Origin of the sequence: Winogradskyella poriferorum, assembly GCF_050618035.1 — a bacterium.
Taxonomy (GTDB): Bacteria; Bacteroidota; Bacteroidia; order Flavobacteriales; family Flavobacteriaceae; genus Winogradskyella; species Winogradskyella poriferorum_A.
Genome location: NZ_JBODPY010000007.1, coordinates 15,193 through 30,420, shown reverse-complemented (window position 1 = coordinate 30,420; position 15,228 = coordinate 15,193). Strand labels below are relative to the sequence as shown.

Sequence of the window (15,228 nt, the reverse complement as noted above, 5' to 3'; positions counted from 1 at the left end):
CTATTATTAGTTTACTAATTAGTCTTTTACAACAATCATCATTGATCTTTTATTGACACTTAACATGTAAAGACCAGGTGTTGCTGAGAATAACTTAATAGTAGTTGTATTGGTAATTGAATTATAATTAACAGCGTCTATATTAATTTTCCGCCCTCTAATATCAAACAACTCAATAGTCTCTAAACTATTAGTATTTGTAATATTGAGCTCTTTATTAGTTGTTGGATTGGGATATACCGCATAATTCTCAGGGTCAATTTGTTCTACTTGCAATGATCCTTGGAAATAAGGCACTGCAAATTCAAAAGTATCTTCAGCTACGGTTTGACCAATAAATCTTCCTGGTATATCGTCCGCAGGTGGATGAATTCCTCCCCATATGCGACTTAAACTCGTTTGATCAGAAGCATCCCTATATGTTGCCCATTGCAAGACCACATCTACCGAAGGTCCTTCTTCAAACACAAGAAACTCATTGGCCTTGGCCACAAATTCACCCAAACCTCCTGGGAAATATTCACTACCTGTCATCATAGTTAACAGCTCTGCCGCTGCTCGTGAGTATGTAGAGTGGCCAGATACGTATCCTGCAAATGGTGGTGTAACAAAAGTTGGTCTCTGATAAGGATACCAGTCTGATGCTCTTATCCAGCCTACACCTGCCTGGTCCGTTTCCGTATCATCAATGAAGTCATGGCCCTTCCATGTATATAATTTAATCTGGCCCACATATTGATTCACAAAACCAGCCAAAGGATCACCAGCTTCAATAACTTCTATATAGCCATCGATTAATGGGATACCCGAAACATCATAATTATCCAAAGTAGGGTCTGTACTCTGCCCACGCTCTGCCATAGAGCGGATTGCAGATATCGGACGGATATAATCATACCAGCCTTTTACACTCCATGCTGAAATTGCCGAATCATGCATACCACCTCCAAGAATAAAATAAGCCTTAACGTCCCACTCTAGGGCATCAAGTATTTCTCCTTCACCTTGAAAGCGCTTCTCAAACTGTGGATGATCATTCACATAATTTAATATCGTAAACCAATGGCCTGGTGGTGTCTCAGAGTCTGGTCCGTCTGCCCAAAATTCTGCCAATACTCTTCCATAATCTCCTCTTGGTACCATGTTAACCTCATATGGATTTCCTGTAATAGGATTTATCGAATGTCCTGCACTAGAACTGCCTCCTTCAAAGAAATCATAAAAACTCGGATAGTCTGAATAGTCCGTAGGGAAAGTACTGATATCTACATTTCCTATAGAATTAGGTGATATATCCCACATGACACCGTCTGTTGGATCTAAGTGTGACTGCCATACAGATACCATAGAAAATCCCCATTTATAGGCATCGCTCATTTCATTATCCTCTGTTAAACTAATGTATGGCGGATCTGAAGGGTCATGGAAAACGTGATATTGATTTCCATCTCTTTCATAGGTAACCTTATCTTCTTCCTTTAGCGCAAATGAACTTACATTTCCCCACTCTGGGCTTAAAAACGGTGGTACATTACCATCCACAAGATTTCCTCCTTGATCTATAAACGTATCAAGCCCCAAAGGTTGCCAACGGTTGGGATCATTAATCGGTGGATTATCATTTATATCTAGAGCATATGGCGCATTCACTGGTTCGTAATAGGCATTATCGTAGCCTGTTGCTTCTCTCGAACCATCCTGTAAACCATAATCTATAAGTGTCTGTGCAACATAGTTACCCAAAGCAGCCGCATTACCAAATTCATACAATAACGAAGTATACGTTGTGTCATAACCAAGACGGTCCATCAATAGATCGAAGCGCTCCTGGGAGGACTCAACACTTGGTGAATTTTGAAAGCGATGAGATAATAATCGATACATCGCATAACTTATTGCGCGGTTGAGTGATTCCTCTTCACTCTCAATCAAAATAAAATCTTCTAACTCACTTGTGAAGCCGTTGACCGTGTTACCTATTAAATAGGGCTCAGCTACATCATCATAGATGGCCCAGATATCATACATCGCTACACTGGTATGAAAAAGGTTTCTTGCATGTACTGTTGGTCGCGCAAAATCACCTCTAATAGCATCAAGCAATGCTTCATTCCATAGCCTTGCAATTGATATATCTTCAGATAAGTTGTCTGTTCCAAGTTCAACATTGATCGAAGCCTGTAAACTAGAACACTCATTATCGGTCTCGGTTACCGATACTACTCCAGAGGCCTCAATTCCCCAGCTTACGGTTATTGTTCCTGTACCCTGACCACTTAGAATCTCACCACCTGATACTTGCCAATCGGTAGTAGATCCATTTGCAATAGCATAGCTATATGTTTCCACACTTAAAAAAGAAGAAACTGTTGCACCTACTATAGGTTGTGAATCAAGGTAGCTACACGAACCATCATCTAATGTCGCATCAGGATTGTAATTACAAGAAGCAGGATCTGTACATCCATATACCTTTTGGCTTGGTACTATATCCAAATCCACATATCCTTGGCCTTCCGTTGCCTTAAGATGGGTGTTGATTGGTAAATTATTATATGTTTCTATGAGTCCGGATGGCCATTTAATTTCTAATGTGCTTATTGTACTAGCATCATCAAGCCCAAAATGTACAGCTTGAAGACTCTGGCTTAGAAAGCCAACACCAGAGTAATAGCGCTTTATAGTTCCGTTAGTAGTCGTAAGTGTTAAAGTCGTACCTATAGCATCACGATTAGAAATTGTACCTTCAAGTTGCACCTTCAACCAATTTGAAACTGGAGTTACATCGTCAAAGTTCAAAGTTTTATTCTCATGAAATATTATTGAGGTATCTCCGCTAGTAATAATTAAATCCAAATCACCATCATTGTCATAATCAAAATCTAGAGCTTCCACGCTTTCAGTTTCATCGTTTAAACCAGCAGCTACAGTAGCATCTTCAAATGAAGATTGCCCATTTGCAAATAGGCTTCTGTAATAGACATTGATTTCTGGTCCTCTTTGTTCAAAATCATATCCGTTTGCAATAAAAAGATCTTCATCACCATCTAAATCAAAATCTGCAAATCTTAAACCCCACGACCAGCCTGTTGGAGATAATCCAAAACTAACAGGAATTTCTGAGAAATTATTTGAACCATCATTAATCAAAAACGAATTTTCATCAATACCAGTTATGAAAAAATCGAAATTTGAATCTAAATTAAAGTCATTAATCGCTATTCCCATATCATCAATCATATTATCCATTCCATATGTTGATGCTTCTTCTGTGAAACCTGTACCAGCTTGATTGATATAAAGATAGTTCGCATCCTCTAAATCGTTGGTTACGATAATATCCATCCAACCATCATTATTGATATCAAAAGGAAACGTAGTATAACTATAATTGGAATCAACCTCAAAAAGTCCTAATTCAACAGTTACATTGGTAAAGGATCCATTACCATTATTTCGATACATTGAGTTTGAATCACATCGATTCCAATCACTAAAATAGAGATCCAAAAACCCATCGTTATTGTAATCGAACCATGTAGCGCCAGTGTTAATACATTCATTTGAAGTATTAAAACCAGATATTCCTGTAACATCAGCAAATGTGCCATTACCGAGATTTCTCCAAAGTTGTATTTTATAAGAATAAGTTAAGAATAGGTCAGGGAATCCATCATTATTGTAGTCACCCCACGAAACACCAAACTTCACACCTTGTTGTGCAAATGTAGATTGAAACTCATCCTCTTGAGTCAACAACCCTGTTAAACCTGCTAATTCTGTGACATCGGTAAACGTACCATCATTGTTATTTCTGAATAATCTGCTAAATGTAGAAGCGTCCTCTTCATTTTCTACACCATTAGCAACAACGAAAATATCCAAATCATTGTCACCATCATAATCAGCAACCGCAACACCATTATTGTGCTGAAGAACTCCTAATCCAATAGTACTTTCAACCCTTTCGAAAGTCTGTGCAAAAGCACTAAAACACGAAAAAATTGAAATTATCAACATGTAGGAAGATAATTTTAAGGGTAAATTTCTTCTCATCTTTTCATTTTTTTATAAATATAAAAATTAGGATTAAAACTAGAGCAAGTCAGGTAAAATTAACATATCTGAGAATGTCTTCGTCGCTAATTTTGGTAATTCATCTTGATAATCATGTGCTGTATATCCAAATACATCAAATCCACCATTTAAGGCAGCTTTCACACCAATTTTACTGTCTTCAACAACTAAACATTCAGAAGGCTCAAAACCCATACTTTGAGATGCCCATATAAAAATATCTGGCTCAGGTTTCCATTTTTGTATTGTGTAGCAACTGAATATATTTTCCTGAAAGTACTCATCTAAACCTGTGAGATTAAGATTAAGTTTGATTTTATTCTCAGGTCCACTTGAAGCCACACAGAACGGAATGGTAAGATTCCCTAGAATTTCTTTTACCCCTTCGATAGGCTGAATTTCATTTCTAAACTTTTCAAAAGATCGTTCTCGATAAATGGCCTCCAGATTTTCTGGTGCTTTTCTACCAATCAATTCAGATATCTGGTTAGCACAATTATCAAAACTATTTCCTTTAAAATTTCGAAGTGCATAATCCAAGTTAATATTTGCACCTAACTCATTGGCAATATCAACCATTACCTGATTACTTAGTGGTTCACTATCAACTAGTACACCATCGCAATCAAATATGATACACTTATACTTACTCATTTAGGGTGTAGAGTTAGAAACTTGCAATACTTTACCGTTGTAATATTTATTACCATTAAGGGCAAAATCATTAATATATGTGGCCATTTCTAACGCTGATGTAGGCGCTTCATAATCTGGAAACGCCTCCTTTAACATCTCCGTTTGAACTGCTCCTATAGCAAGCACATTAAATTGTGGGCCACTTTCCTTGTATTCCTCTGCTAATAATTCAGTTAATGTTATGACAGCACCTTTACTAGAACTATAGGCAGACAACCCAGGGAATTTCATGCTTCCTTGAATTCCTCCCATCGAACTTATGGTAACAACATGACTGTTTCTAGACATAAAGGGCACAAGAATTCGGGATAATTCTGACACACCAAAAACATTAGTTTCGTAGACCCTCTTAAAATCTTCAATTGTAGTCTCAGAAAATGGTTTGTTTAATAACATACCTGCATTATTAATTAAGATATCTACCTTTTCCCATTGCTTCTTAACAAATGCTTCTACTGCCTTATAATCGTTAGAATTACAAAGATCACATGAAAGTGCCTCAACATTGTCAATACCTAATTCTTTAACGGGTCCAGAATTTCTCGATAGTGCAAGTACCTTATGTCCTTGACTAGCAAAAAGTTTTACTAATTGAAAACCTATTCCTCTACTTGTGCCTGTAATTACTACGTTTTTAGTTTTCATTTAAAACAACTTCTTTAGTTGGTGCATTTAAAATACCTTCAAAGGCTTTTATCATCTTATTAGTAAAATCTGCCATATGTTGGTAATCCATTTTATCGGCTTCATCATCGACATGATGATAATAGTCAAAATTTGTGAAGTCAAAGGTAGAAATGGCATGCGCAGGAATATTGAATTCCCTATAAAACGGAAAATTATCAGATCTAAAAAAGAGCTGAAACTCTTTCGCCTTTGGAAAAAATCCAACTACCTCTTCCCCCAAGTATTCATTCAGTTTAGGAGCAAAATTTGATCGGTTATAACCGCTCATATAAGACAACGATTTTCCTTCATCTCGTGGTACACCAACCATTTCAAAATTTATCATGGTGTATAAATCCAATCCTTCAGCTTTTAGGCGTGTCGCTAAATGATCAGAACCTTTAAGTCCCATTTCTTCAGCTGCATATAACGTAATTAATAAGCTTCTCTTATTTGTCTTTTTTTGTGCAAAATAACGTCCTATTTCCATCGCTGTAACAGTACCAGACGCATCATCATTTGCACCATTAGCAATACTATCATTATCCACCGTTTTACCTAAACCAATATGATCATAATGGCCTCCTAAAATCACAAATTCTTTTTTAAGTTCTGGATCATTCCCTTCGATAACACCAACAATGTTATAGCCCAATATTTTTGGAAAGGCATTATCTATTTTTTGTGCTCTTTTATTCTCAAACTGAAAACTATCCCTATACGTTTGAAAATAAGGTTTAATGTTATTCTTTTTAAAATATGATTCTATAAAAATGGCAGCTTTCTCAATGCCTGCGGTCCCAGTTGCTCTTCCCTCGAGCTCATCAGACGCTAAATAAGTCATACTCTCTTTAATAGTCTCAGCAGTTATATTTATTGGTGCCGAAGATCCATCTAAACCTGGTTTTCCGTCTGCTGCCTTTTGCTTCACAGAACACGAAGCACATATTAAAAGTGTAAAAATTAGGAGTTGTTTCTTCATTACAATTTGTATTTAAAAAATAAATCCTGTTTCAAAAATGCGAAACAGGATTTAATTGTATTTATAATCAAAGTTTCTTTGAAATTAAACCAACATTGTCACAGGATTCTCAATATAACCCTTCAATGTTTGAAGGAATTGAGCTCCCGTCGCACCATCAACAGTTCTATGATCACAAGCCATGGTCAATTTCATAGTATTACCTGGTACCACCTGTCCATTTTTTACAACAGGCTTGGAAACTATTGCTCCAACTGATAATATTGCTGAGTTTGGCTGATTAATTATAGATGTAAAACTTTCTATACCAAACATACCTAGATTAGAAATAGTGAAGGTACTCCCTTCCATTTCATCTAAAGTTAATTTTTTATTTCTTGCTTTGCCAGCGTATTCCTTAACGGCTGCTCCAATTTGCGTTAGACTCTGTTCATTTGCAAATTTAACTACAGGTACAACTAGACCATCTGGCACTGCCACTGCAACACCAATATGAACATGATTATTCAAAATCATTTTATCATCAAACCATTGCGAATTGACTTGTGGATGTTGCTTTAATGCTAAAGCACAAGCCTTGACAATCATATCATTGAATGAAATTTTGGTGTCTGGTATTGAATTATACTGTGCTCTAAAAGCCATAGCATTATCCATATCAAACTCAACATTTAAGTAATAATGAGGCGCCGTAAACTTGGATTTCGCTAAGTTCTTAGCAATGGCCTTACGCATATTAGAGTTAGGAACTTCATCAAAATCTTCCTGACCCGTTGGCACAAATTTACCAACTGTTGTTGTTTGAGAAGCCGGCGTATAATTCTCAATATCTCGCTTTATAATTCTGCCATTTTCACCAGTCCCAGCTACCTGAGAAAGATTAATACCTTTTTCGGCGGCCATTTTCTTAGCCAACGGTGATGCGATAACACGTCCATTGGTCGAAGTAGGCGTAGCAGGAACAGCTACTACCTCTTTAGACTCAGCCTTAGGTGCAGAAACCGGTTGTGGTGCTTCTACTTTCTTTTCTTCTGCTTTTGGAGCTTTTTTACTTTCGAAAGTATTTGTGACTGTAAAATTATTAGCAATATTAGAAACGTCTGTCCCAGCAGGTCCAATTATAGCCAGTAAGGCATCAACTTTCGCAGATTCGCCTTCCTCTAAACCAACATGTAAAAGAGTTCCCGACTGAAATGATTCAAACTCCATAGTCGCTTTATCCGTCTCAATTTCTGCTAGAATATCACCTTCCTCTACTTCATCTCCTATTTTCTTTAACCAAGTGGCAACCGTTCCTTCTTCCATGGTATCACTAAGGCGTGGCATTGTTACCACTGTAACACCCTCTGGAATATCAACAATTGATGCAGAATCTGTTGTATCTGCACTTGCTTCTGTATTTTCTTGAGTTGATTCTTCTTCAACTGAAGTAGCACCTCCATTCAACAATGCCGAAATATCTTCGCCTTCCTCACCGATAATAGCTAAGAGTGCGTCTACCTTTGTGGTTTGACCTTCCTCTACACCAATATGTAATAAGGTTCCTTCGTGGAAGGACTCAAATTCCATGGTAGCTTTATCAGTCTCAATTTCTGCCAGTATATCGCCTTCCTCTACCTTGTCACCAACTTTTTTCAACCAAGAGGCAACTGTACCTTCCTCCATTGTATCGCTTAATCGCGGCATATTAATTACTTCTGCCATGGCTTATAATTTATGTGGTATAAATGGATAATCTTCTTGTTCATATACCGCATCGTACATCACATTTTTCTCCGGATACGGTGATTCTTCAGCAAATTTCTCACATTCAGATACACGCGACTTCACACGCTTATCTATTTCTTTTATTTCATCCTCAGTAGCATATTTCTTATCGAGTAATATGTCCTTAACCTGAGTAATTGGATCTATTTTTTTGTATTCTTCAACTTCATCCTTAGTTCTGTAATGCTGCGCATCTGACATAGAGTGTCCTCTATAACGGTAAGTTTTAACTTCCAAGAATGATGGTCCACCACCTTTTCTTGCACGTTGAATGGCTTCATCAAATGCTTCAGCCACTTTTACAGGATTCATTCCATCGACAGGTCCAGAAGGCATTTCATATCCTAAACCTAGTTTCCAAATGTCTGTATGGTTAGCTGTACGCTCTACTGAAGTTCCCATAGCATAACCGTTATTCTCACAAACAAATACTACAGGTAAATTCCATAGCATAGCCAGGTTAAACGTCTCGTGCAATGAACCTTGTCTTGCAGCACCATCTCCAAAACAGCATATGGTCACAGCATCACTATCATGATATTTATCTCCAAAAGCAATACCAGCTCCTAATGGAATCTGTCCTCCTACAATTCCATGACCGCCATAAAAACGATGTTCTTTTGAGAAAATGTGCATCGATCCACCTAAACCTTGTGACGTCCCTGTGGCCTTACCGTATAACTCAGCCATTACACGTTTTGGGTCTACACCCATACCAATTGGCTGAACGTGATTACGATAGGCAGTAATCATTTTATCCTTAGTTAGGTCCATAGCATGTAAAGCTCCTGCTAATACCGCTTCCTGACCGTTATAAAGGTGTAAAAAACCTCTAACTTTTTGCTGTATGTAAACTGCTGCTAACTTGTCTTCAAACTTCCTCCAAAACAGCATGTCTTCATACCATTTTAAATAGACCTCTTTAGTTATCTTTTGCATTATATGACGAATTCATTTAAACGAAAAACAAAAATAACATTTTAGAAAATAATTGAGAAAAAGTAATCCCTAAAAAATAAGCTTTAAAACAGAATTTTACTAACGAAAAGGTTATAGTACCGAACTCTCAAAAATAAATGGCAATAAATTTGAAAGCGAGTTAGATTTTGCAACTTTACCTTTAGCACCCATAAAGTAAATTTCAATAGGTTGTTCTTGCTTTAATTCATATTCTGCAATTGCTTGCCTACAAGCACCACAAGGTGGGATTGGTTTGTCCGTCACCTTATTTTGAGAGGAGGCCGTCAAAGCCATTTTCAAAATCTTAGCTTTAGGATATTTGGCACCTGCATAATAGATTGCAGTCCGTTCTGCGCAAAGTCCTGAAGGATAAGAGGCATTCTCCTGGTTACTACCAGAAACTACCTCATTGTTATCTAATAGAATGGAAGCACCTACTTTAAAATTAGAATATGGTGCATAAGCTTGCTCACGTGCTTCAATTGCTGAAGCCATAAGTGATCTTATATCAGGTGGAAGTTCCTCCAAGTCGTTATAGACTTGTAATATTGATTCAATTTTAACTTCCTTCATTTTGCTATCTATTTTAGACAAAAAAACTATTGCCTTTTACAAAACAATAGTTTAAAAATATAGTTATTTAATTATTCTAATACTCATTGTATTCTCCATCACCAAAATTAAACGTTAGAGAAAATCGTAATGTATTTTCTAAAGGACTTTGTACTCTGGATGCAGAAAACAAATAGGACAAATCGATATTTATTGTCGTGTATTTAAAGCCAGCACCTAGAGCAAAAAACTTTCGTGCACCTTTATCTTCGGCTTCATTAAAATATCCCGCTCTAAAAGCAAAGCTATCTTGGTACGTATATTCCGCTCCTAGAGACCAAACAAATTCTCGTAATTCCTCACTAAAACCACCTGGCGCATCGCCAAAGGATTGGAAAATCCCACTTAGGAAACTCACATTATTATCTTGCCCTTCAGTAATTATGGTTGGCTCATTTTCATTAATATCTGGTGTACTTGGATCATCTGGTGTTTGTTCACCATCACCATTAGTATCAACAAAACCAAACTTTGGTGGTGTAGGCACTAAATATTTACCTACTTCTGCAGTTAGCGCTAACTTATTATACTCATCGAAAATAAAATCAAAGCCAGCACCTAATCTAAGATTTGTTGGCTGAAATACTTCTTCACCTCCATCATCATAAGTGAACTTTGGTCCGAGATTTTGAATTGCAAATCCTAAACGCCATCTTCCATTGAAATCATTATATGCTTCCTCTTCGCTTTGATAATAACCTGTGATATCTGCGCCAAAAGTACTTCCTGCATTCGCATTAGGATCAACCGTGTCTATACGAAGTGCCGAACGTAAATAACGCAGAGCAATAGCCATAGAAAATTGTTCGCCCAATCTTAAAGAATAAGCCACATCAATTGCGTATTCATTTGGTTTTACAGCAACACCTGGATCGTTAGCATCTTGGGTTAAAACAATTTCTCCCAATGAAAAATATTTTACACTAGCAGACACAGCACTATACTCATTAATTCTATTGAAGTATGTCGCATAACTTAAAGAAATGTCATTAACAAGTCTCGTTAAGTAAGGTGTAAAACTGACACTTAATCCAGATTTAGCCTCAGAAAAAGCGTACTTAGCTGGGTTATATTGTTGAGAGAAGCCATCAACTGAGGTTGCGACTCCCATGTCTCCCATAGATGCAGATCTTGCATCTGGTGCTACTAGCATAAAAGGAAGACCTGTTGTTATAACTGAAGATTGATCTGGAAACGTTATTGTTTCTTGACCAAAGGAAAGGTTAAGTGTTGCAAAAGCAATTAGGGTAATTACGTATTTCTTCATGGTCCTTTTTGGTTATTAGCGCTGATAAACAGTGGCTAATTCATTAACAAATATAATTTATTATTAGAGTATTACAAGTTTTTGGATTTTTTCAACTTGCTTATTTAAACGGTTAGATTTAACTTTTAGTTTATAAACATAAACCCCTTTTCCGATTTTTGCGCCAAAATCATCTCTCCCGTCCCATAATATATCTTTAGAAAGCGAACTAACACCTTTATTACCGCTAGTTGTTTGTCCATTTAGAGTACGAACCAACTTACCAGATACGGTAAAAATCTGTACCGATATATCCAGAGGTTCTATACTATTATGATTAAACCAAAACTCGGTATAGTTAACAAAAGGGTTCGGATAATTAAGGACGTTTTCAATAACCAACTCTTCGTCTTTATCAAATACATTAAACTGAATCTCAGAAGTAGATGAGTTATTATAAACATCCCACGCCTTAAGTGTTAAGGTATGGATTCCTGGTTCTAAATCTCTAAAGGCATATGAGACTACTCCATTGGTATAATCATCTACATTGGCTTGATAATAATCATTAAGAATAAAAGGGTTAGTTTCATCACCATCTAAAATAGCCGCAATATCATGACCTATTCCACTAGCTGTGTTTATCCCGTTGTCATCTTGTAATTTCACTAATAATGTAGGCGACTCATTTGTAATACCTCCAGAAACAAAATTTTCATCATTCATAAACAGATTGATCACGGGTCCTACATTATCCTCTGGAGCATTTTCATTTATCCCGCCGATTTTAACATCAAAATTTGCTCCAGCTTGGTCTGAAAGTGGTGAAGTGGTTTGGGAATAAAAACTAACCTTACCATTACCAACTGGAATACCAGCATCTCTTGGCACAATAAAGTCAAATTCAAACTGACCATTTTCTACACTGGCCTGGCCTTTAAACAAGACTTCACCTAAAGTTGTAAAATCTAATTTGATCTGCTGGCCATTTTCTACAATACCATCGTTTGCTAGGGTTTGCCTTTCAATAGGTTTATCAAAAATAGTGGCTGTGAGTGTACCATTGTAATTAGACAATAAATTACCATTAACATCGGTTACTTCGCCAGCAAGTTTGGCATAACTCAATGCCTTTAAGGTATCTATGGGTTGTGTAATAGCAACGTCATTTACGTGAGTTAATCTAATATTTGGTTCTGGAAACGCTAGTTTCATTGCAGGATCTCCAATGAGAAAAACTAGTCTTTTTTGACTAATACCCGAAATGTTATCATCTATTTTAGTAAGTCTTAATGCTTCACCTATACTTGGGTAATCATTAGACCCAAAGGCAAATAAATAGTCGTCTAAAACCTCGTTATAGGCCACACCTACCGTAACAAAAATTTGCCTTGTCGTGGTAATTAAAGCACCTGCACCACCATTAACATTCCAAAATGTAAATTCTCCAGCTGTAGGTCGCCCTGGATCGTCAAATTTTGTATACTCACATGTAACTGTGACAAACAGGTTAAACTTGCAGACGTTATTTATGTCCTGAGCATCGTTTTTATCGAATATCCTTTCCTTAGCTAAGCCATCTTCACCACCATGTCCAAAATAATTAACCACCAATGCACCAACTTCTATTGCATCCTTAATCGCATCATTAACTTGCGGATATCTATTACCAGCAGATGATGCTTCTTGCTGAAAAGCATCAGTATGAATTTTAACAACATTCATAAAAGGTTTCTCAGCCTCAACCGTAGTTCCTATACCATCAGTAGTTTCTTGTAATATTTTTTCCCATGCCACGTCAACATCATCACTAATCAGCAATAAGTTATTACGCCAACTCCCATAGGCTTCAGGTTGATAGTAAGCTTCAATTTTGTCTACCATTTCCTTGGCACGTTGCACATCTTCAGCTAATATGCGACCAATAGCGATATCCATTCGATCTCCAGCATCCATAGTTCCTTCATTATCATCCATCATACAATAAAAATCATCGGACACAAATGAACTCGTCAAACTAAAACTTGCATTAGTATACCAAGAAGGTACTAGATTTGTATTATTATTTAATCGGTCTTTGTAGTCATATGAGCCATCTCCAAAAAGACAGATGTATTTTACCCGATTCTCCGGAACACTTGCATTATCATAGACATATTTAATAAAATTTCTAAGCGCTGCAATATCTTGGCTGCCTGTACTAAACTCATTATAAATTTTGCCTAGCTCCACAACTTTAACGACCAGACCATATTGTTGTCTATTTATATTTGCAAGTCGTTCAGCTTGCGATAGGAATTCCGTCGGAGACAATATTATATAATCAATGTCCTGAAATTGGCCTTGTTCATTATTAAATATGGTACCCTTTAAATTTTGATTAGCTACAGTGGTAACAGCATCACGTATTGGTTGATGCATATCAGAATATGAAAAAGCAATATAAGTTCTCAATTCACCTGCAGGAACACTGTAATTAAATGAGGCACTAGATTCAGAATTAGTTAATCCGGTTACATTAAACCGATCTGTGATGTCCCAAACTTCTTGAACTCCTGTGGCATTTGAAACATTGTACTCTACAACCCCAGGAATATTAGCAACATTACGATTAAAGAATCTTAGTTGTTCACCTGCATATGCCAATTGTCTGGTAGCTTCAATATTTATATAATCAAGATATCCATCGGCCGAAGGATTACCATTATTTACATAGTCTAGCACTACAGTAACATTATCTGAAGATATATTGATATTATCGCTAAAACTTGCAGAAGACCCTAGGATAGATCCTTCTGTAATTGGATTTAAATTTAACGTAGTTACCGGATTTCCGTTAACTGTCGCAATCATGGAAGTTGCTGTTTCTGAAACTGCTCCAACAGCAATATCAAAGTTTACTAACTCACTCGACACTAAGTTTGGAAAGGTAAAATTATACGTTCGTTGATTTTCGATATCAAAACGATCACCAAACCATCGCCTTCCCAATTTCGCTAAGTTAAATTCATCAACTTCATAGAACTGGTAATCTTGAAATGTGTTAATTGTGATATCAGTAGGTAGATCAACCGTCTGGATGGGTGTAATGCGTTTGCCATTGCCAGAACTGATAGTTATATAATAATAAGTTTTGTCGCTGTATAAATTTAGATTCGTATTACTCTCCTCATTGTAGGTTGTTGGCCCTTCTCCATAAAACAGAATAAAATCATTGTCGTCAAAACTTCCGTCCTCCTCGCCAATTATTTTTATGGCATTTTCAACAACATCAAATGGATAACCCTCAGCATTGGACAATGGTAGCATTCGTCCACCATTTCCATATAGTTTAATTGATCGAGGATCCACCTCATTTGTGTTAATCCCCAAACTATTTAAAAAATTCTTGCTCAATTGAAAAATCCCTGATTTATCAATATAGAACCGATACCATTGACCTGAACTCAAAACAGAATTGGTAATTGTTTTTGCATTTACACTATTTGAAATAGCGGATTGTGTTCTGAAGGCGTAATTAACCGAAAAAGAAGATATTTTTTTATAAATACCATTCTGTTTAACAATAGGTAACACTTCTAAGTAGACAGATTTCTTATTACGTGAATTGGTATTGTATATACTAACAATTGGTTCATTAGGAATAAGTTTAGTGTCTAAGTCGAAAAGCTCATTCTCAGAAATATTTTGATAAGTAATATTTGAAAGTTCAACACTTTCTTCATTTATTGCTTTGCCTTCATTATTCCATTGTACAAAATAGCGTAACCCTTTCTCGTTCGTATAACTAAAATGTTTTGCATCAAAACCAGGAACAGTGATTTTGCCAAAGTCATTCTCTAATGCTTTCGCTTCCTCCCACTCAATAATAAATTGTTTTTCTTGGGCCAGTCCTATTGTTAAAATGCAAAAAAATACAAACGTGAAGATTTGTCTCATTTATCTTTTTCTATTCGGGTCAACTTAGCAAGTCAGTTTTTGTGTAAATTTTAATACAATAACGCCTTGTATTTTTACTTATTATGACCTTTAAATTTTTATTTCAAAAATACAACAATAATTTATTTTTAGAGACGTTATTAGAAAGCAAAATACAATCGATAAACGACAAAATATCCGTTTAATTGTTAAAAAAAGAGGATGAAATGCACATTTTTTTGCATTTAGTCGAAAAAAAAAGTTGTCAGTTTACCTTTAATTGTTATATTGCGAATCTAAATTT

The 15,228-nt window shown here is 36.3% G+C and carries 9 protein-coding genes; all 9 read right to left on the bottom strand.

Annotated features, from left to right (window positions below):
• Window positions 1-18: 18 nt before the first annotated feature.
• Window positions 19-4,056 (bottom strand): FG-GAP-like repeat-containing protein, encoded by a 4,038-nt coding sequence (locus ACRHOC_RS13550; protein WP_431159185.1) that lies wholly within the window; start codon window positions 4,054-4,056, stop codon window positions 19-21.
• Between the two features lie 39 nt (window positions 4,057-4,095).
• Window positions 4,096-4,731, bottom strand: a complete 636-nt coding sequence (locus ACRHOC_RS13545; RefSeq protein WP_431159184.1) for an HAD family hydrolase — start codon at window positions 4,729-4,731, stop codon at window positions 4,096-4,098.
• Window positions 4,732-5,418 (bottom strand): SDR family NAD(P)-dependent oxidoreductase, encoded by a 687-nt coding sequence (locus tag ACRHOC_RS13540; RefSeq protein ID WP_431159183.1) that lies wholly within the window; start codon window positions 5,416-5,418, stop codon window positions 4,732-4,734.
• Window positions 5,408-6,421 (bottom strand): M28 family peptidase, encoded by a 1,014-nt coding sequence (locus tag ACRHOC_RS13535; protein ID WP_431159182.1) that lies wholly within the window; start codon window positions 6,419-6,421, stop codon window positions 5,408-5,410. Before ACRHOC_RS13535 ends, ACRHOC_RS13540 begins: the two co-directional genes overlap by 11 nt.
• An 84-nt stretch (window positions 6,422-6,505) precedes the next feature.
• Window positions 6,506-8,125 carry a pyruvate dehydrogenase complex dihydrolipoamide acetyltransferase gene (locus ACRHOC_RS13530; RefSeq protein WP_431159181.1) on the bottom strand — a complete coding sequence of 540 codons (1,620 nt, stop codon included), beginning with the start codon at window positions 8,123-8,125 and terminating at the stop codon, window positions 6,506-6,508.
• Window positions 8,126-8,128: 3 nt separating this feature from the next.
• Window positions 8,129-9,127: a pyruvate dehydrogenase (acetyl-transferring) E1 component subunit alpha gene (gene pdhA, locus ACRHOC_RS13525; protein ID WP_431159180.1), complete on the bottom strand. Its 999-nt coding sequence runs from the start codon at window positions 9,125-9,127 to the stop codon at window positions 8,129-8,131.
• 111 nt (window positions 9,128-9,238) lie between these two features.
• Entirely contained in the window at window positions 9,239-9,721 is a 483-nt protein-coding gene (cdd, locus tag ACRHOC_RS13520; protein ID WP_431159179.1) for a cytidine deaminase, read from the bottom strand.
• A 76-nt stretch (window positions 9,722-9,797) separates the two neighbouring features.
• The gene (gene porV / locus ACRHOC_RS13515; RefSeq protein ID WP_431159178.1) at window positions 9,798-11,027 is read right to left on the bottom strand and encodes a type IX secretion system outer membrane channel protein PorV; all 1,230 of its coding nucleotides are present in this window, start codon (window positions 11,025-11,027) and stop codon (window positions 9,798-9,800) included.
• Window positions 11,028-11,090: 63 nt separating this feature from the next.
• Entirely contained in the window at window positions 11,091-14,945 is a 3,855-nt protein-coding gene (gene porU, locus ACRHOC_RS13510; protein WP_431159177.1) for a type IX secretion system sortase PorU, read from the bottom strand.
• Window positions 14,946-15,228 lie beyond the last annotated feature (283 nt).